Here is a 17,245-nt window from a genome sequence, read left to right on the forward strand (position 1 = left end):
CGCATGTTCCGCGTACAGCACAAATCCCCTGTGGGAGCGGGCTTGCTCGCGAAGGGGCCTGCACACCCAACATCGATGCCGGCTGACTCGTCGCCTTCGCGAGCAGGCTCACTCCCACAATTGAGCTCTGTCGGACGCATGTTCCGCGTGCAGCACAAATCCCCTGTGGGAGCGAGCTTGCTCGCGAAGGGGCCTGCACATTCAGTATCAATGTTGACTGACACGCCGCCTTCGCGAGCAAGCCCGCTCTCACAGGTTTTGTGTTGGCCTTGGAACGTCGCTGCCCAATCTGTTCGGCCCGTCGCTATATCCTTTACTACACAGCGCCTTATTGCGTAGCGTTCACCTGCCCACCGCCAATAAGAGCCCAAAAGCCCATGCTCCTTCGTCAACTGACTTACCTCGTCACCCTCGCCCAGGAACAACACTTCGGGCGCGCAGCGGAAAAATGCAACGTCTCGCAACCGGCGCTTTCCGGGGCGATTCGCAGTCTTGAACAGGAATTGGGCGTATCGGTGGTGCAGCGCAGTCGGCGCTTTGAGGGCTTTACCGCCGATGGCGAGCGCGTGTTGATTTGGGCGCGGCGGATCCTTTCCGATTGCGGCTCGTTGCGTCAGGAAGTGGGCACTCGGGAACTTAGCCCTCGCGGGGTTCTGCGGTTTGGCGCGATTCCGACGACGTTGTCGATGGTGCCGCTGCTCACCGATTTTTGCCTGCGGCCCTACCCCGACATGCGCCACGAGGTGTACACCCTGGCCACGTCGCAGATGCTGCAAAAAATCTCCAATTTTGAACTGGACTTGGGCATGACCTACCTGTCCGACGGGCGTCTGCGGGAGTTTCAGACCCTGCCGCTGTTCAAGGAGCGGTATGTGCTGATCACCCGGGATGACAGCGTGTTGCAAGATGCCAGCGAACTGTCCTGGGCGGACGTCGCCGAGCTGCCGCTGTGCCTGCTCACCGCCAACATGCAGTGCCGCCAGGGCATCGACGCGGCGTTCGCCGAGGCCGGGATCAGGGTTTCACCACGGGTGGAAACCGATTCGATGACGGTGCTATATGCCCACGTCCGCTGCTCGGGGCTGTGCAGCGTTGTGCCCCATAGCGCGTTGTCGCTGATCGAAATGCGCCAGGAAATCACCGCCGTGCCGATCCTGCCGGAGCTGCAACGGGAGATCGGCCTGGTGATGCTCAAGCGCGATCCTCAACCGCTGCTGCTGGCGTCGGCCCTGGCGATCTTCGCCACCCTGGACCTGCAAGCACGGGTCGATGCCTTCTTGCACTGCTGATAACCCGCGCTGATCTATAGATCAGCACAAGCGATTAGCCAGTGCCATTCGCCCTGCCGGACTATGCCGATCGAGCAGCACGACCTGCTCAGTCAGCCGTTACCCGCGCTGATCCATTCCAATAACAGGAAGGTCCCCATGGCGAAGATTGTATGCGTGCTCTACGACGACCCCATCACCGGACAACCCGAGACTTATGCGCGAGACGGCCTGCCGACTCTCGAACGCTACCCTGACGGCCAGACCCTGCCGACCCCGAATGCCATCGACTTCACGCCTGGCACCTTGCTCGGCAGCGTGTCCGGCGAGTTGGGCTTGCGTAAATACCTGGAATCCAACGGCCACACATTGGTGGTCACATCCAGCAAGGACGGCGCGGACAGCGTGCTCGACCGCGAATTGCACGACGCCGAGATCATCATTTCCCAACCGTTCTGGCCGGCGTACATGACCGCCGAACGGATGGACAAGGCACCGAAGTTGAAGATGATCGTCACCGCCGGTATCGGTTCCGATCACACCGACTTGCAAGGCGCCATGGACCGTGGCATCACGGTCGCCGAAGTGACGTATTGCAACAGCAACAGCGTGGCCGAGCATGTGGTGATGAGCGTGCTGGCGCTGGTGCGCAACTATATTCCGTCACACAACTGGGTGCTCAAGGGCGGCTGGAATATCGCCGATTGCGTGGCCCGTTCCTACGATGTGGAAGGCATGCATGTCGGCACTGTCGCGGCCGGTCGCATTGGTCTGCGGGTATTGCGTCTGCTCAAGCCGTTCGACATGCACCTGCACTACATGGATCGCCATCGCCTGCCGGAAGCCGTGGAAAAAGAGCTGAACCTGACCTACCACTCGACCCTGGAAAGCCTGGCGAAAGTCTGCGATGTGGTCACGCTCAACTGCCCGCTGCACCCGGAAACCGAGCACATGGTCAACGCCGAGTCGCTGAAGAATTTCAAGCGCGGCGCGTACCTGATCAACACCGCCCGGGGCAAGCTGTGTGATCGCGATGCGATTGCGGCGGCCCTGGAAAGCGGCCAGTTGGCGGGTTACGCCGGTGATGTCTGGTTCCCGCAACCGGCACCCGAGGATCACCCTTGGCGCAGCATGCCCAACCACGGGATGACGCCGCATATTTCCGGCACCAGCCTGTCGGCCCAGGCGCGTTATGCGGCGGGTACCCGGGAGATTCTTGAATGCTATTTCGAGAACCGACCGATTCGCGATGAATACCTAATCGTGCAGGGTGGTGAGTTGGCCGGAGTCGGCGCGCATTCGTACAGCGCGGGCAACGCCACCAAGGGCTCTGAAGAAGCAGAACGCTTCAAGAAATGACGTCGACCTCGACAGAAGCGGGCCAGAAACCTGGCCCCACTCGGCGCATCCGGGCCCTTTCGCTGTTGTGGATCGGGCTCGGTGCTTTTCTTGGCTTGGCGGGGTTGGGCGCGATGGCTCTTAACACTGGGCAGCCGTGGTTGATCGGCTCCTTTGGCGCTAGCGGTGTGCTGCTGTTCGCGTATCCGGAAGGACCGTTTTCCCAGGTGCGCAACGTGATTGGCGGACACCTGCTGACCTCGTTTGTCGCGCTGGCCTGCTTGCAGCTCTTCGGGCCGGGACTGCTGCCGATGGCGCTGGCTGGCGCCTTGGCGACAGTGTTGATGGTAGTCACCCGCACCGTTCACCCGCCGGCGGGCGGCAACCCGGTTATCGTGTTCATGACACAACCGGGCTGGTCGTTCCTGCTGGTGCCTACCTTGGGCGGTGCCTGTCTGTTGATGCTGACAGCATGGCTGTATTGGAAAGGCATACGTTGGCTTCAGCAGCATGTCAGCGGCTTGCCGAAGAAAGAGAACACATTTACATAACGCTGCAGGAGCAAAGCTTGCTCGCGATGGCGGTGAGTCAGTCAATATTAATGTGCCTGACCCACCGCCATCGCGAGCAAGCTCGCTCCCACAATTGATCTCCGTCGGACGCATGTTCCGCGTACAGCACAAATCCCCTGTGGGAGCGAGCCTGCTCGCGAAGGGGCCGGCACATTCAGTATCAATGCCGGCTGACACGCCGCCTTCGCGAGCAGGCTCACTCCCACAATTGAGCTCTGTCGGACGCATGTTCCGCGTACAGCACAAATCCCCTGTGGGAGCGAGCTTGCTCGCGAAGGGGCCGGCACATCCAGCATTGATGTCGGCTGACACTCCGCCTTCGCGAGCAGGCTCACTCCCACAATTGAGCTCTGTCGGACACATGTTCCGCGTACAGCACAAATCCCCTGTGGGAGCGAGCTTGCTCGCGAAGGGGCCGGCACATTCAGCATCGATGTTGCCTGACACTCCGCCTTCGCGAGCAAGCCCGCTCCCACAGGGTTTGTGCACTATCGGGCTGTGAGTGTTCCGATCTCCACCACCCCGCCGCTCAACCGCACCGGCCAAACCCGCAGCCGCTGTTGCGGATACTCCAGGCAACTGCCGTCCTCGAGCCGGTAATGCTGTTTGTAGATCGGTGACGCCACCACCAGATCACCCTTGATGTTGCCGACCAAGCCACGACCGATCACATTCGCCCCGGATTGCGGGTCGTGGTTGTCGATGGCAAACAGGGTCTGGCCCTCGGCATCCGGCAGGTAGAACAGCGCCACTTGGGCGCCGTCGAGCCACACGACCACGCCGGAATTGTCGACCAGGTCCTGTTGCGCGCACACGGTTTGCCAGGCCTCGGCATGTTTCAGAACAGCACTGCGCTGGATGTTGGATGGGCTCATCAGGCAATCTCCTCGGTGACCGGGATCAGGTTGAGTTCGGCGGCCATGATCGGGCGCCGTTGGCCGCGTTCCTGGACAAAGTGGATGTCCGGGTCCGGGCGTTTGTCGTTGACGAAGGTGCGGAAGCGCTTGAGTTTTTCCGGGTCTTTCAGGGCGTTGGCCCATTCGCATTCATAGCGATCGACCACCAGTTGCATCTGCGCTTCGAGCTCAGCGCCGAGCCCAAGGCTGTTGTTGATGATCACGTCCTTGAGGAAATCCAGACCACCCTCCAGGCTCTCGCGCCAGACCGAGGTGCGCTGCAATTTATCGGCGGTGCGGATGTAGAACATCAGGAAGCGGTCGATGTAGCGGATCAGGGTTTCATCATCGAGGTCGGTGGCGAACAGCTCGGCGTGACGCGGGCGCATGCCGCCATTGCCGGCGATGTAGAGGTTCCAGCCTTTCTCGGTGGCGATCACGCCCACGTCCTTGCTCTGCGCTTCGGCGCATTCCCGAGTGCAACCGGACACGGCGAATTTGAGTTTGTGCGGCGAGCGCAGGCCCTTGTAGCGATCTTCGATCAACAGCGCCATTTTCACGCTGTCCTGCACGCCATAACGGCACCAGGTGCTGCCGACGCAGGACTTCACCGTGCGGGTCGATTTGCCGTAGGCGTGCCCGGTTTCGAATCCGGCTTCGATCAGTTCGCTCCAGATGTCCGGCAACTCATGCAATTGCGCGCCGAACAGGTCGATGCGCTGGCCGCCGGTGATTTTGGTGTAGAGGTCGTATTTCTTCGCCACCACGCCAATCGCGATCAGCTTGTCGGCGGTGATCTCGCCACCGGGGATGCGCGGCACCACGGAGTACGTGCCGTTTTTCTGCATGTTGGCCATGAAGGTGTCGTTGGTGTCCTGCAACGGCACCAGCGACGGGTCCATGATCGGCTGGTTCCAGCACGACGCGAGGATCGAGCCCACCGCCGGTTTGCACACGTCGCAACCGGTGTGGCCACGGCCATGCTTGGCCAGCAATTCTTCGAAGGTGATCACCCCTTCCACCCGCACCAGCGCATAGAGTTCCTGACGGGTGTAAGCGAAGTGTTCGCACAGGCTCTTGTCGACGCTGACGCCACGGGCGATCAACTCATGCTCGAAAACTTGCTTGAGCAACCCGGCGCAACCACCGCAACCGGTGCAGGCCTTGGTTTGCGACTTGAGCAGGCCGAGGTCGGTGCAGCCGCCGTCGATGGCCGAGCAAATCGCACCTTTGGTGACGTTATGGCACGAGCACACCGTGGCCGATTCGGGCAGTGCGCCGGGGCCGAGGGTCGGCGCGCCTTCGGACGACGGCAGGATCAGGCTGGCCGGTTCCGCCGGCAACGCAATGGCGTTCTGCATGTATTGCAGCAGTGTGTCGTAGTAGCTGTTGTCACCGACCAACACCGCACCCAAAACATACTTGCCAGTGGCGTCCACCACCAACCGACGGTAACTGGCCGTCGCTTCGTCGATGAACTGATAACTGCGTGCGCCCGGCGTATGGGCGTGGGCATCGCCGATGGAACCGACGTCAACGCCCAGCAGTTTGAGCTTGGTCGACATGTCCGCGCCCAGGAACGGTTCGGCAGTCTGGTTGCACACCTTTGCCGCAACGCCACGGGCCATCTGGTAGCCCGGCGCGACCAAGCCGAACAGGCTGCCATTCCACGCCGCGCACTCGCCGATGGCGTAGATATTCGGGTCGCTGCTCAGGCATTCGTCGTTGATCACCACACCGCCGCGCGGGCCGATGTCCAAGGCACATTGCCGGGCCAGCGCATCTTGCGCACGGATACCGGCGGAGAACACGATCAGATCGGTTTCGAGAAATTCGTCGTTGGCAAAATTCATCCGGTAGCGGTAATCCACGCCCGCGCTGATCGACTGGGTGGCACGGGACACATGCACACCGACGCCCAGCCGTTCGATTTGCGTCTTCAGCGCCAGACCGCCGAAGTCATCCAACTGCACCGGCATCAACCGTGGGGCGAACTCGACGACGTGCGCTTCCAGCCCCAGGCTCTTCAGCGCGTTGGCGGCTTCCAGGCCAAGCAAGCCACCGCCGACCACCACACCGCGCCGAGCGTTGGCCGCCGCCGCACGAATGGCGTCGAGGTCTTCCAGCGTGCGATACACCAACCGCGAATCGCCCTCGGCGCCGTCGATGGGCGGCACAAACGGATAGGAGCCGGTGGCCAGAATCAACTTGTCGTAAGCGACGCAGCCCTGGGCCGTAATCACTTCGAAACGGGCGCGGTCGATTTCCAGCACCGGCACACCCAGATGCAGCGTGACGCCGGGCGTCTGGTACAGCGACGCGTCCGATAGCGCCAGCGACTCGGCATCGCGACCGGTGAAATACTCGGACAGATGCACGCGGTCATAGGCCCGCATCGGCTCTTCGCTGAAGACGTGCAGGCGGTATTGATTCAGCACGCCGCGCTCGATCAGTTGTTCGACGCAATGATGGCCGACCATGCCATTGCCGATCACGATCAGCGTTTGCAGTTTGTTCAACGCGGCAACATTGGAATTCATAAGAAGCACCCTTGGCACGGCCAATCACGGTTCAAAAAGCAAAAAAAAACGCCTGAAACCTTGCGGTTCCAGGCGTCTTTGCCTGTTCTTTTGCGGTGTTGAAACCCGACGTCTATGCCGGATTCACCGATGTTGCCCACGACCTGTTGGCCATTCGATCGTCGTTGACCGAGGGGGCGACCCACTGCGTGTTTGGCAGTGGGTTTGAACAAGGGCTTGCAGCGATTGTGCCAATCGACGCGAGCCAGAAGCCACGGTGCTCGGAGGTAATCACACCGGTGGGAAACGGTGTTATCGCGCCTCCGACTGGTGCACGGCGCCATATAAAAGTGCACCGAATACACATGGCGGCATGCCGGATAAGGGAACAAATTCCGCGAATTATCTGCCGCTCAAGACTGAAAAATACTTCTGGCGCGTGACTTGCTAGTAACACTCAAACCAAGCAGTCAACGCTGATTGCTCACCTACGACAAAGGCGCCGTGTAACTCCCCGTTTTTTTAACGGAGGGTCACATGGCGCTTTTTTTTGTTTTGGGGTCGGGCAACTGCAGGCAAGAGATCAAGGGGCGAGGATGACAAACACCAGCGTACGCAGCGTCTGTCCCTATTGTGGCGTGGGTTGCGGCATCGTCATGCAGGTTGAAGACAACCGGGTCATCAAGGTCACCGGCGACAAGACCCATCCGACCAACTTCGGTCGGCTCTGCACCAAGGGCAGCACGTGCGGCCAGGCGCTCGCCGAGTCGGGGCGGATGGAAAATGCCTTCTTGCGCCACGAGCGCAGCCGGGATCCGGTGCGCATCGCCATGGACCAGGCCATCAGCGAAACCGCCAGCCGATTGCGCGCCATCCTTGATCGACACGGCCCGGATGCGTTGGCGTTCTACGTGTCCGGGCAGATGTCGCTGGAGGCTCAGTACCTGATCAACAAGTTGGCCAAAGGCTTTGTCCGCACCAATAACATCGAATCCAATTCGCGCCTGTGCATGGCCAGCGCCGGCAGCGGCTACAAGCTTTCCCTCGGCTCTGACGGGCCACCGGGCTCCTACGAGGACTTCGATCACGCCGAGCTGTTCTTCGTGATCGGCGCCAACATGGCCGACTGTCACCCGATTCTGTTCCTGCGCATGATGGATCGGGTCAAGGCCGGGGCGAGGCTGATTGTGGTCGATCCACGACGCAGCGCCACGGCGGACAAGGCCGGTTTGTTCCTGCAAATCAAACCCGGCACAGACTTGGCCTTGCTCAATGGCCTGCTGCATCTGCTGGTGAAAAACGGCCACACCGACCCGCACTTCATCGCCTCGTTTACTGAAGGTTGGGACGTCATGCCGGCGTTCCTCGAAGACTATCCGCCGCACACCGTCGCCGAGATCGCCGGCATTCCCGAGGCCGACATTCGTCAGGCCGCAGAATGGATCGGCCGGGCCGCCGAGTGGATGAGTTGCTGGACCATGGGCCTCAACCAAAGTACCCACGGCACCTGGAACACCAACGCCCTGTGCAATCTGCACCTGGCCACCGGAGCGATTTGCCGACCGGGCAGCGGGCCGTTTTCCCTGACCGGGCAACCGAATGCCATGGGTGGTCGTGAAATGGGCTACATGGGCCCCGGCTTGCCGGGGCAGCGCTCGGTGCTGGTCGAGGCGGATCGGCAATTCATCGAAGACCTGTGGCGCATCCCCCACGACAGCCTCCCCCGGAAAGTCGGCGGTGGCACCGTGGCGATGTTCGAGCAAATGAGCGCCGGCCAGATCAAGGCCTGCTGGATCATCTGCACCAACCCGGTCGCCTCGGCCCCCAACCGGCAGACAGTCATCGAAGGCTTGCAGACTGCCGAACTGGTCATCACTCAGGACGCGTTTCTCGACACCGAAACCAATCGCTACGCCGACATTCTCCTGCCCGGTGCGCTGTGGGCCGAGGCCGAGGGCGTGATGATCAATTCCGAACGCAACCTGACGCTGATGCAAAAAGCCGTGGAACCGCCCGGCGAGGCGCTGGCCGACTGGCAGATCATCGCCAGGGTTGCCTGCGAAATGGGCTTCGCCGAGGCCTTCACTTACACCTGCGCATCGGAGGTGTTTGAAGAGATCAAACAGGCCTGGAACCCGAAGACTGGCTACGACATTCGCGGTGCCAGTTATGCGCGGCTGCGGGACCAACCGCTGCAATGGCCCTGCGCGGCAGACGACGGCGCGGATCGCAATCCGATCCGCTACCTGAACAACGGTGTGAGCCAGACGCTCAAGGTCGAAGCCGACGGCAACCGACCCGCCATCGTGTTCGCCACCGAGCGCGGCAAAGGCATCTTCCTCCCGCGTCCGCACCTGTCGCCAGCAGAGATGCCGGACGAGGATTTCCCCTTTGTGCTCAACACCGGTCGCTTGCAGCACCAATGGCACACCCTGACCAAGACCGGCAAAGTCGCGACCCTGAACAAGCTGAATCCGGGGCCTTTCGTCGAGATTCATCCGGAAGATGCCGCCAGCCTCGGGATAAAAGACAAGGATCACGTCGAGGTGCGCTCTGTGCGTGGCCGGGCGGTGTTGCCAGCCGTGGTCACCGACCGGGTGCGCCAGGGCAACTGTTTTGCGCCCTTCCACTGGAACGATGTGTTTGGTGAAAACCTGGCCATCAACGCGGTGACCAACGACGCCGTCGATCCGATTTCGCTCCAGCCTGAATTCAAGTTTTGCGCCGTCGCCCTGCAACGGGTGGAATTGATCGAGCATCAGTTTCTCGACGCGCCGGCTGTTATCGACATTCCCCCCTTACCTGAGGAATTGCCCATGTCGCGCATCGAGGCCTTCGCCGATCTCGCCGGCATCAGTCGCGTGCCTTCTGCGCAACTGAGCGACAGTGAACGCACCTACCTCGCCGGTTTTCTCAGCGGCTTGCAGTCCCCGGCCGGGCGCCAGGCGGGTGGCGTCCCTGCCCTGCCCGCCAATGCGCCGCTGGCCGACAATACTCGGTTATGGCTGGACGGTTTGCTGGGTGGGTTGTTCAGCCGCGTCGAGTCTGGCGCGCCACAACTGACCTGTGACAGCGTTCCCGGCGTGACCTTGCTGTGGGCCTCGCAAACCGGTAACGCCGAAGCCCTGGCCGAGCGTTTTGCCACGCGGTTGCGTAACGACGGGATCGCCGTGGAGCTGAGCGCGATGGCGGACTTCCCGGCGAACAAACTGGCAAGCACCCACACACTGGCCCTGATCAGCAGCACTTTCGGCGACGGCGATCCGCCGGATAATGGCGAAGGTTTCTGGCACACCCTGAGTACCGCTCAAACCCGTCTGGACTCCCTGCGTTATGCGGTTCTGGCGCTGGGCGATCCCAATTACGACCAGTTCTGCAAGCACGGTAAGCAACTCGATCAACGCCTGCAGGAATTAGGCGCGACCCGGTTACTGGATCGGGTGGATTGCGATACCGAATTCGAAGAACGCGCGGAGGCTTGGCTGAGCCAATTCCAACGAACGCTGAAACCGACGGCACCGAGCATGGCCGTCAGCCCCCTCGAGACGCCCGGCAAAGCCAAGCCCCATGCGTCGCGACTACTGATCAACCGTCACCTGAATCACCAGAGCCGCCACAAGGAAACCCGCATGTTTTCCCTGGACCTGGCGAATTCCGGGCTGAGCTACGAGGCGGGTGATGCGTTGGGCGTAATGCCGCGCAACTGCCCGGAACTGGTCAGTGAATTGCTCGACCTGACCCGGCTCGGTGCCGACACCAGCGTGAACGTCGACAAACTCGGTGAAGTCCCTTTGCACCGGGCGTTGACCGAACACTTCGAAATCGCCCGACCGAACAACGACACCCTGGCCTTTATCGCCGAACGCAGCAGCAACCCGGCGCTGAAACAACTGCTGGGCAGTGAGCGCAAGGCAGAATTGAAAGACTGGCTGTGGGGCCGGCAACTGGCGGATGTGCTGCAAGCCTTCCCGATCGACTGCTCGGCAAGTGAGTTGCTCGGCACGCTTAAACGCCTGCAACCGCGCCTGTATTCGATTTCTTCAAGCGCCAAGGCGCACCCGCAGGAAGTCCATCTCACCGTGGCTGCTGTGCGCTACGGCAAACGCAAAGGCGTGTCCTCGACCTTCCTCGCCGACCGACTGGAGAACGGCGAAGTCCCGGTATTCGTCCAGCCGTCGAAACACTTCCGCACGCCAGCCGATGGCAATCTACCGATGATCATGATCGGCCCCGGCACCGGCGTGGCACCGTTCCGCGCCTTCCTGCAAGAACGCCGCGCCCGGGGCGACCAGGGCCGCAACTGGCTGTTCTTCGGCGAGCAACACGCCGCCACCGATTTCTACTACCGCGAGGAACTGCAAGGCATGCAGCACGATGGCCTGCTGACGCAACTGAGCCTGGCCTTTTCCCGGGACCAGCCAGAGAAGATCTACGTGCAGGACCGCATTCGCGAACAAGGTGCCGAACTCTGGCGCTGGCTAGAGGAAGGTGCGCAGGTGTACATCTGCGGTGATGCCGGGCGCATGGCCAAGGATGTCGACCAGGCGTTGCGCCAAGTGGCGCAGCTGCATGGCGGGTTGAGTCAGGAAAGTGCTGCGGATTATTGGCGGCAGATGAGTGAGCAGAAGCGCTATTTGCGGGATGTTTATTGAATGGGTGGTTTCTCCAGGAAATCCCGCAGGCTCTCCCCCAACGCATCAAACACCAGGGCAATACGTTGAACCCGGCGCATGTCTTGATGCATCGCAATCCAGACATCGACTGAAAAATCCACCTGCCGAGGCAATACCCGGATCAGCCCGTAACGCTGTGCCAACTGACTTGAACAGACGCCGATTCCCAGCCCTGCACGCAGCGCAGCCAGCTGCGCGAGATGATCGTCGGTGCGAATGAGTGCGTGCTCCGCCCCGCAATCGAAGCCTCTCTCGCGCAAAAACTCTATTTCCACCAGATTGCGATCCGGCCCGATCAGCGGATGGTGATTCAACTCCGCGACCGTACCCGGCGTACCCTGCTCCGCCAACAAATCAGGTGTGGCGTACAGCCCGACGCGCAAGTCACCCACTTTGCGCGTCACCACCGATGCCTCGGTCGGACGACGGATACGCACCGCCACGTCAGCCTCTTGCCTTGCCAGCGCTTGCAGACGGTTCGACACGCTGAGTTCGATGGCCAATTGCGGACAGGCCTGGCGCAATGTGCGCAGCATCGGTGGCAGCACTTCGACCCCGAGCAGCTTGCTGCTGGTGAGGCGAACGGTGCCGCTGGCCAGCCCCGCATCGGCTGACGCAGCCCGATTGAATGCGTTTGCCGCCATGGCCATGGCCTCGACATGGCTGATCAGATCCTTGGCCATCTCCGTCGGCAGCAATCCGGCGGGAGAACGAATGAACAGACTGACGCCGACGCTTTGCTCCAACGCCTCGATCCGCCGCCGCGCCGTCGCCTGCGCAATGCCCAACAAACGTGCCGCGCCGGACAGGCTGCCGGTACGCAGTACGGCTAGAAAGGCTCGCTGGGTTTCCCACTGTAATTGAGGGGCGTTCATACATTTCCTATGAGCCGCTGGGCAGCTTTGGCTGATTTTCTTTCTGGAAGCACACCGTCATGCTGGCCAAGAATATCCCACGGGCACCCAGCTTTATCCGCTGCCCTGATGCTGAAAGGAGCTTTTCATATGACGCTGACCGGCCAATGCCGCTGTACCGCCGTGCATTACACCCTCGCAACCGATGCGCCGCTGGCGGTCTATGCCTGTCATTGCAGGGATTGCCAGACCTGGAGTGGCGGCGCTTTCGCCCTCCACGCCTTGGCGCCATCGGAAGCCATCACCCATGAAGGTCCGGTGACGCACTATGCCTATGACGCCGACGGCCAGCACTCCATCCACACGCTGTGCAGCGTCTGTCATACCCGACTCTATAACACCACGAGTGCGGCGCCGGGCCTGTTGGTGCTGCGCGCCGGGACGCTGGACCACAGCCCATCCCTGCAGCCGGTCGCGCATATCTGGGTCAAACACAAACAACCCTGGCTGACGTTGCCGGAAGGTATCGCGACCTGGCCGCAAAGCCCGACTCCGCAGGCATTCGCTCAAGCGTTGAGCGCGCAAAGCCAGGTGTTGCAGCCATCCGAAACGGCACCGGAGGTTTGATGAATCACTCAGTCATGGCTAAAGGCAGTTGCCGCTGCGGCCAAGTCGCTTTTGAGCTGCGCGCCCCACCGATCATCACCACGGCATGCCACTGCACGGGCTGCCAGAAAATGGCTTCCAGCGCTTTCTCTCTGAGTGTTCTGGTGCCGGCTGACGGCTTCGTGGTCACCCAAGGCAATCCCGTCATCGGTGGCTTGCATGGGCTAACGCGACACTTCTTCTGCCCGCATTGCCTGAGTTGGTTGTTTACCCGCCCGGAAGGCAATGATCAGGTGGTTGGCGTCCGTTCCAGCCTGCTCGACAACCCGCAACGCTACGCCCCGTTTATCGAAACCTGGACGAGCGAAAAACTGCCGTGGGTCGCGACCGGCGCTGAACATAGCTTTGAGCAATTCCCTGCACCGCAGGACTTTGGCACGCTGGCGCAGCAATACGCGCAACGCGTTAAGAAATGAGGAAAGCAGTGCCGGCGAAACGGCACTGCCTTCATCTGCGGCGGACATGAAATCATCGATCAACACCAAACCCTTGTGGGAGCGGGCTTGCTCGCGAAGAGGTCGGCACATCCAACATCAATGCCGGCTGACAATCCGCCTTCGCGAGCAAGCCCGCTCCCACAGGGGATCTGCGGTGGATACAAAAATTACTGATTAACACTGAACAATGTGGGAGCGAGCCTGCTCGCGAAGGGGTCGGCACATCCAACATCAATGTAGGCTGACACTCCGCCTTCGCGGGCAAGCTCGCTCCCACAGGGGATCTGCGGCGGAAAGCAAATCACTGATTAACACTGAACAATGTGGGAGCGAGCTTTCTCGCGAAGGGGTCGGCACATCCAACATCGATGCCGGCTGACACTCCGCCTTCGCGGGCAGGCTCGCTCCCACAGGGGATTTGCGGCGGATAGCAAATCACTGATTAACACTGGACAGTGTGGGAGCGGGCTTGCTCGCGAAGGGGTCGGCACATCCAACATCAATGTAGGCTGACACTCCGCCTTCGCGAGCAGGCTCGCTCCCACAGGGGATCTGCGGTGGATACAAAAATTACTGATTAACACTGAACAATGTGGGAGCGGGCTTGCTCGCGAAGGGGCCGGCACATCCAACATCAATGTAGGCTGACACCCCGCCTTCGCGAGCAAGCTCGCTCCCACAGGGGATCTTCGGTGGGCACAAAATTGCTGATTAACACTGAACAGTGTGGGAGCGAGCCTGCTCGCGAAGGGGTCGGCATATCCAACATCAATGCCGGCTGACACCCCGCCTTCGCGAGCAAGCTCGCTCCCACAGGGGATCTGCGGTGGGCACAAAATTGCTGATTAACACTGAACAGTGTGGGAGCGGGCTTGCTCGCGAAGGGGTCGGCACATCCAACATCAATGCCGGCTGACACTCCGCCTTCGCGAGCAGGCTCGCTCCCACAGGGGATCTGCGGTGGATAGCAAATCACTGATTAACACCGGACAGTGTGGGAGTGAGCCTGCTCGCGAAGGGATCGGCACATCCAACATCAATGCCGGCTGACACTCCGCCTTCGCGAGCAGGCTCGCTCCCACAGGGGATTTGCGGTGGGCACAAAAGTACTGATTAACACTGAACAATGTGGGAGCGAGCCTGCTCGCGAAGGGGTCGGCACATCCAACATCAATGTAGGCTGACACTCCGCCTTCGCGGGCAGGCTCGCTCCCACAGGGGATCTTCGGTGGGCACAAAATTGCTGATTAACACTGAACAATGTGGGAGCGGGCTTGCTCGCGAAGGGGTCAGCACATCCAGTATCAATGCCGGCTGACACTCCGCCTTCGCCACAGGGTTAGGCGTTACGCTTACGAGCGCAGCACCCCAATCGCCCGCCGATACTTCTCAACCCGCTCCAGGTCTTCCCACGACGGCTGCGCAATCCGCGACAAGTCGCTGTTCTCTTCCAGATCCGCCAGTTTGACCACCCGGCCAATCGGGTTCAGCGCCGCACGTTCGACGAACGCTTCATAGGATTCACCTGGCACTTTGGTCACTGACTCAATGGCCTCCAACACCGCTTCGCTGAAGCCTTCCTGACGTAGTGTGTCGAGGCTGATGCCGGTGTCTTCCACCACGTCATGCAGCACGGCGACGATCCGTTGTTCCAGGGTCGTCACCCGCAGCATGACTTTCAGCGGATGCAGGATATATGGCGCGCCGCCCTTGTCGACCTGCCCTTCGTGGGCAGCCGCGGCGATTGCGATGGCACGTTCGAGTGTCTGGCTCATCATGGTTCTCCTTGAGTTAAACGCCGATTGCCTAAAGCTTGTAGGTCACGTACCGCCCACGCCCGGTTTTCTTGGCTTGATACATGACGCGGTCGGCGGCCAGCAGCAGCGTATCGGCAGAACTTTGCCCGTTACCCAAGGCGATGCCAATCGAAACACCGACGATGCACACCGTGCCGGAGATGAAAAACGGCGCGCTCAAGGCATCGATGCAGTGAGTCGCCACGCTGCTCAGCGTCTCTTCGGCATGATCCCCAAGGTCGCTCAGCAGTACGACAAACTCGTCACCGCCGATGCGCGCCAGGGTGTCGCTCTCGCGCACGACCGAAGAAAATCGCCGCGCCACCTGACGCAAAACCTCATCGCCCGCCTCATGCCCCAGGGTGTCATTGATGTGTTTGAAACCATCGAGATCCATAAACAGCAGGCCGACTTGAGTCTCTGAGCGTCGCGCCTGGGCCAACACTTGCCGAAGTTGGCCAGAGAGATGGTGCCGATTGGTCAGCCCGGTCAGGGTGTCGTGATGCGCGATTTTTTTCAGTTCGTCCTGTTTGTCATTCAACTTGACCAACAAGCGATTGAACGCCGAAATCAAATGCCCGACTTCATCATTGCGAACCACCGGCAAGGGCGCGAGGGGTATTTCATCGCGGGTCATGCGGTCAGCTTGCGCGGTGGCACGGAACAGATGACGGAAGACGAAGTACAGCCCGATGGAAGCGAAGGTGGCAAAGAAAAGAATCGATAAGAATGCCCCCTTGATCAAAAAGTGCTGGGTGCGCGTCACCGTCGCAAACGCTTCGCTGGTCGGCAAACGGGCCACGATGTACCAGCCGGCGCTTGGCACCGCGGAGATGGCGGCGACTTCCTCGACGCCTTGGGAATTAAGCGTCAACCCTGTGCCGCGAAACCCCGCCATCGCCCGATCGTGCAACGTATTGGCGCCGGGAGGCGATGTGGGCTTGAGTTGCACATCACGGCTGGAGGACTCGATAAACATATGGCTTTCGGGGAAAACCAGCAGGAAATCCCCGGTGGCATCACCGACGCGACTTTGCAGCAGCGAATCCAGAAGCCCGGTCGTACCGAGTACGCTGACGCCCACCAGCACGGCCTGGACGTCACCGGCGGCATTCTTGATGGGGGCGGACATGGGCAGGATCGGCTCGTGGGTCACCTTGTCCAGCGCCGGTTGCCCAATCAAGGAGCGCCCCGCCAGTCCTGCCCGGACGTAATCACGCGCGGCGTAATCGATATTCACCGGTTCCGGGTAGTTCGCGAGCAAACGCCCCGTTGGGCTGGCGATGAGTAAGTCCGCAGTGAACAGCGTTTGGTACTCGTAACGCTCTTTCAGCCACGCCTGCAACTGCTGCGGTTGTGTCAGCAACTCGATCGGAACGGAATCGGCAAGGCGATCCAGCATCAGTTGGCGCTGGACTATCTTGTAGTCGATATCGCGAGCGACATAGGTGGCCAAGGTTAATTGCTGGCCTTCCACCACGGCGCTTAAGTCTTCACGCAGGAAGTTGGTCAAGACGAAATAGCGCACGACGGCGCCAAAAATGACCATGCACAACGCCAATAACAGCAGTCGAGTAACGACGCTGTTAGCGATTCGGGTGAAATCGAGGGGCGGGTGATGATGTTTTGGCATCACGGGAGTGTATCCGAATATGCCAGCACGAACCCGAAGGCTATGATCTTTTGATCTACCGTCCCGACGTTTGCCAATAACAACAAAACAGGAGTTGAAAATGTCTGAACTGAACCTGCACCCCAAAGCCGCAGAATCCCTGACCCTGTGGCACGCGATGATCCGCACCGGCAACCTGCAAGGCCTGCCCGAGTTGCTGGACCCGCAAGCGGTATTCCGCTCGCCCATGGCGCACACGCCTTATCCCGGCGCGGCCGTGGTGTCGATGATTCTCAACACAGTGTTCGAGGTTTTCGAGAACTTTGAATACCACCGTGAGCTGGCGACGGCGGACGGGCTGAATGTCGTGCTGGAGTTCAGCGCCAACGTCGGCGGAAAAGAGTTAAAAGGGATCGACATGATCCGTTTCGACGAGCAAGGGAAAATCGTCGAGTTTGAAGTGATGGTTCGCCCGCTCAGCGGCTTGCAGGCGTTGGGTGCGGAAATGGGCCAGCGACTGGGTGCGTATCTGGCCGCCAGTAAAGCCTGATCGATCACTGTTCAATGACGAGGGAGCAAGAAGCTCTCTCGCCACGGTGTCTGCTGTCAACTTC

The 17,245-nt window shown here is 60.7% G+C and carries 12 protein-coding genes; 7 read left to right on the top strand and 5 right to left on the bottom strand.

Features of this window, described 5'->3' with window-relative positions; genetic code table 11:
• The first annotated feature begins 377 nt into the window (after positions 1-377).
• From BK667_RS15760 to BK667_RS15770, 3 genes are all read left to right on the top strand, one after another.
• The gene (locus tag BK667_RS15760; protein WP_123598172.1) at positions 378-1,289 is read left to right on the top strand and encodes a LysR family transcriptional regulator; all 912 of its coding nucleotides are present in this window, start codon (positions 378-380) and stop codon (positions 1,287-1,289) included.
• A 138-nt stretch (positions 1,290-1,427) separates the two neighbouring features.
• Positions 1,428-2,627, top strand: coding sequence for an NAD-dependent formate dehydrogenase (locus tag BK667_RS15765; protein WP_123598173.1), 1,200 nt, complete (start codon positions 1,428-1,430; stop codon positions 2,625-2,627).
• Entirely contained in the window at positions 2,624-3,157 is a 534-nt protein-coding gene (locus BK667_RS15770) for an HPP family protein (RefSeq protein WP_123515281.1), read from the top strand. Before BK667_RS15765 ends, BK667_RS15770 begins: the two co-directional genes overlap by 4 nt.
• A 509-nt stretch (positions 3,158-3,666) precedes the next feature.
• Here BK667_RS15770 and nirD read toward each other — a convergent pair.
• Both nirD and nirB read right to left on the bottom strand, forming a co-directional pair.
• On the bottom strand, positions 3,667-4,053 hold the full coding sequence (nirD, locus tag BK667_RS15780) for a nitrite reductase small subunit NirD (RefSeq protein WP_123598174.1): 387 nt from the start codon (positions 4,051-4,053) through the stop codon (positions 3,667-3,669).
• Positions 4,053-6,614 carry a nitrite reductase large subunit NirB gene (nirB, locus tag BK667_RS15785; protein ID WP_123598175.1) on the bottom strand — a complete coding sequence of 854 codons (2,562 nt, stop codon included), beginning with the start codon at positions 6,612-6,614 and terminating at the stop codon, positions 4,053-4,055. The genes nirD and nirB overlap by 1 nt, the downstream gene beginning before the upstream one ends.
• A gap of 575 nt (positions 6,615-7,189) precedes the next feature.
• Here nirB and BK667_RS15790 point away from each other — a divergent pair.
• The gene (locus BK667_RS15790) at positions 7,190-11,245 is read left to right on the top strand and encodes a bifunctional nitrate reductase/sulfite reductase flavoprotein subunit alpha (protein ID WP_123598176.1); all 4,056 of its coding nucleotides are present in this window, start codon (positions 7,190-7,192) and stop codon (positions 11,243-11,245) included.
• Here the strand turns inward: BK667_RS15790 and BK667_RS15795 are convergent.
• Positions 11,239-12,141: a LysR family transcriptional regulator gene (locus BK667_RS15795; RefSeq protein ID WP_123598177.1), complete on the bottom strand. Its 903-nt coding sequence runs from the start codon at positions 12,139-12,141 to the stop codon at positions 11,239-11,241. The genes BK667_RS15790 and BK667_RS15795 overlap by 7 nt on opposite strands.
• A gap of 129 nt (positions 12,142-12,270) precedes the next feature.
• Here BK667_RS15795 and BK667_RS15800 point away from each other — a divergent pair, with 129 nt between their 5' ends.
• Positions 12,271-12,747 (top strand): GFA family protein, encoded by a 477-nt coding sequence (locus BK667_RS15800; protein ID WP_123598178.1) that lies wholly within the window; start codon positions 12,271-12,273, stop codon positions 12,745-12,747.
• Positions 12,747-13,202 carry a GFA family protein gene (locus BK667_RS15805; protein WP_221179167.1) on the top strand — a complete coding sequence of 152 codons (456 nt, stop codon included), beginning with the start codon at positions 12,747-12,749 and terminating at the stop codon, positions 13,200-13,202. Before BK667_RS15800 ends, BK667_RS15805 begins: the two co-directional genes overlap by 1 nt.
• Before the next feature lie 1,373 nt (positions 13,203-14,575).
• Here the strand turns inward: BK667_RS15805 and BK667_RS15820 are convergent.
• Both BK667_RS15820 and BK667_RS15825 read right to left on the bottom strand, forming a co-directional pair.
• Positions 14,576-14,998 carry an HD domain-containing protein gene (locus BK667_RS15820; RefSeq protein WP_123514792.1) on the bottom strand — a complete coding sequence of 141 codons (423 nt, stop codon included), beginning with the start codon at positions 14,996-14,998 and terminating at the stop codon, positions 14,576-14,578.
• Positions 14,999-15,029: 31 nt separating this feature from the next.
• A complete protein-coding gene (locus BK667_RS15825; RefSeq protein WP_123598182.1) occupies positions 15,030-16,652 on the bottom strand; it encodes a sensor domain-containing diguanylate cyclase in 1,623 nt (540 codons plus the stop codon).
• A gap of 100 nt (positions 16,653-16,752) precedes the next feature.
• Here BK667_RS15825 and BK667_RS15830 point away from each other — a divergent pair, with 100 nt between their 5' ends.
• Positions 16,753-17,181: a nuclear transport factor 2 family protein gene (locus BK667_RS15830; protein WP_123598183.1), complete on the top strand. Its 429-nt coding sequence runs from the start codon at positions 16,753-16,755 to the stop codon at positions 17,179-17,181.
• The last annotated feature ends 64 nt before the right edge of the window (positions 17,182-17,245 follow it).

This window comes from Pseudomonas frederiksbergensis (assembly GCF_003732705.1).
GTDB lineage: Bacteria > Pseudomonadota > Gammaproteobacteria > Pseudomonadales > Pseudomonadaceae > Aquipseudomonas > Aquipseudomonas frederiksbergensis_F.

Coding starts and splice junctions, on each gene's coding strand:
- BK667_RS15760 (WP_123598172.1), top strand. CDS start 378: ATGCTCCTTCGTCAACTGACTTACCTCGTCACCCTCGCCCAGGAACAA.
- BK667_RS15765 (WP_123598173.1), top strand. CDS start 1,428: ATGGCGAAGATTGTATGCGTGCTCTACGACGACCCCATCACCGGACAA.
- BK667_RS15770 (WP_123515281.1), top strand. CDS start 2,624: ATGACGTCGACCTCGACAGAAGCGGGCCAGAAACCTGGCCCCACTCGG.
- nirD (WP_123598174.1), bottom strand. CDS start 4,053: ATGAGCCCATCCAACATCCAGCGCAGTGCTGTTCTGAAACATGCCGAG.
- nirB (WP_123598175.1), bottom strand. CDS start 6,614: ATGAATTCCAATGTTGCCGCGTTGAACAAACTGCAAACGCTGATCGTG.
- BK667_RS15790 (WP_123598176.1), top strand. CDS start 7,190: ATGACAAACACCAGCGTACGCAGCGTCTGTCCCTATTGTGGCGTGGGT.
- BK667_RS15795 (WP_123598177.1), bottom strand. CDS start 12,141: ATGAACGCCCCTCAATTACAGTGGGAAACCCAGCGAGCCTTTCTAGCC.
- BK667_RS15800 (WP_123598178.1), top strand. CDS start 12,271: ATGACGCTGACCGGCCAATGCCGCTGTACCGCCGTGCATTACACCCTC.
- BK667_RS15805 (WP_221179167.1), top strand. CDS start 12,747: ATGAATCACTCAGTCATGGCTAAAGGCAGTTGCCGCTGCGGCCAAGTC.
- BK667_RS15820 (WP_123514792.1), bottom strand. CDS start 14,998: ATGAGCCAGACACTCGAACGTGCCATCGCAATCGCCGCGGCTGCCCAC.
- BK667_RS15825 (WP_123598182.1), bottom strand. CDS start 16,652: ATGCCAAAACATCATCACCCGCCCCTCGATTTCACCCGAATCGCTAAC.
- BK667_RS15830 (WP_123598183.1), top strand. CDS start 16,753: ATGTCTGAACTGAACCTGCACCCCAAAGCCGCAGAATCCCTGACCCTG.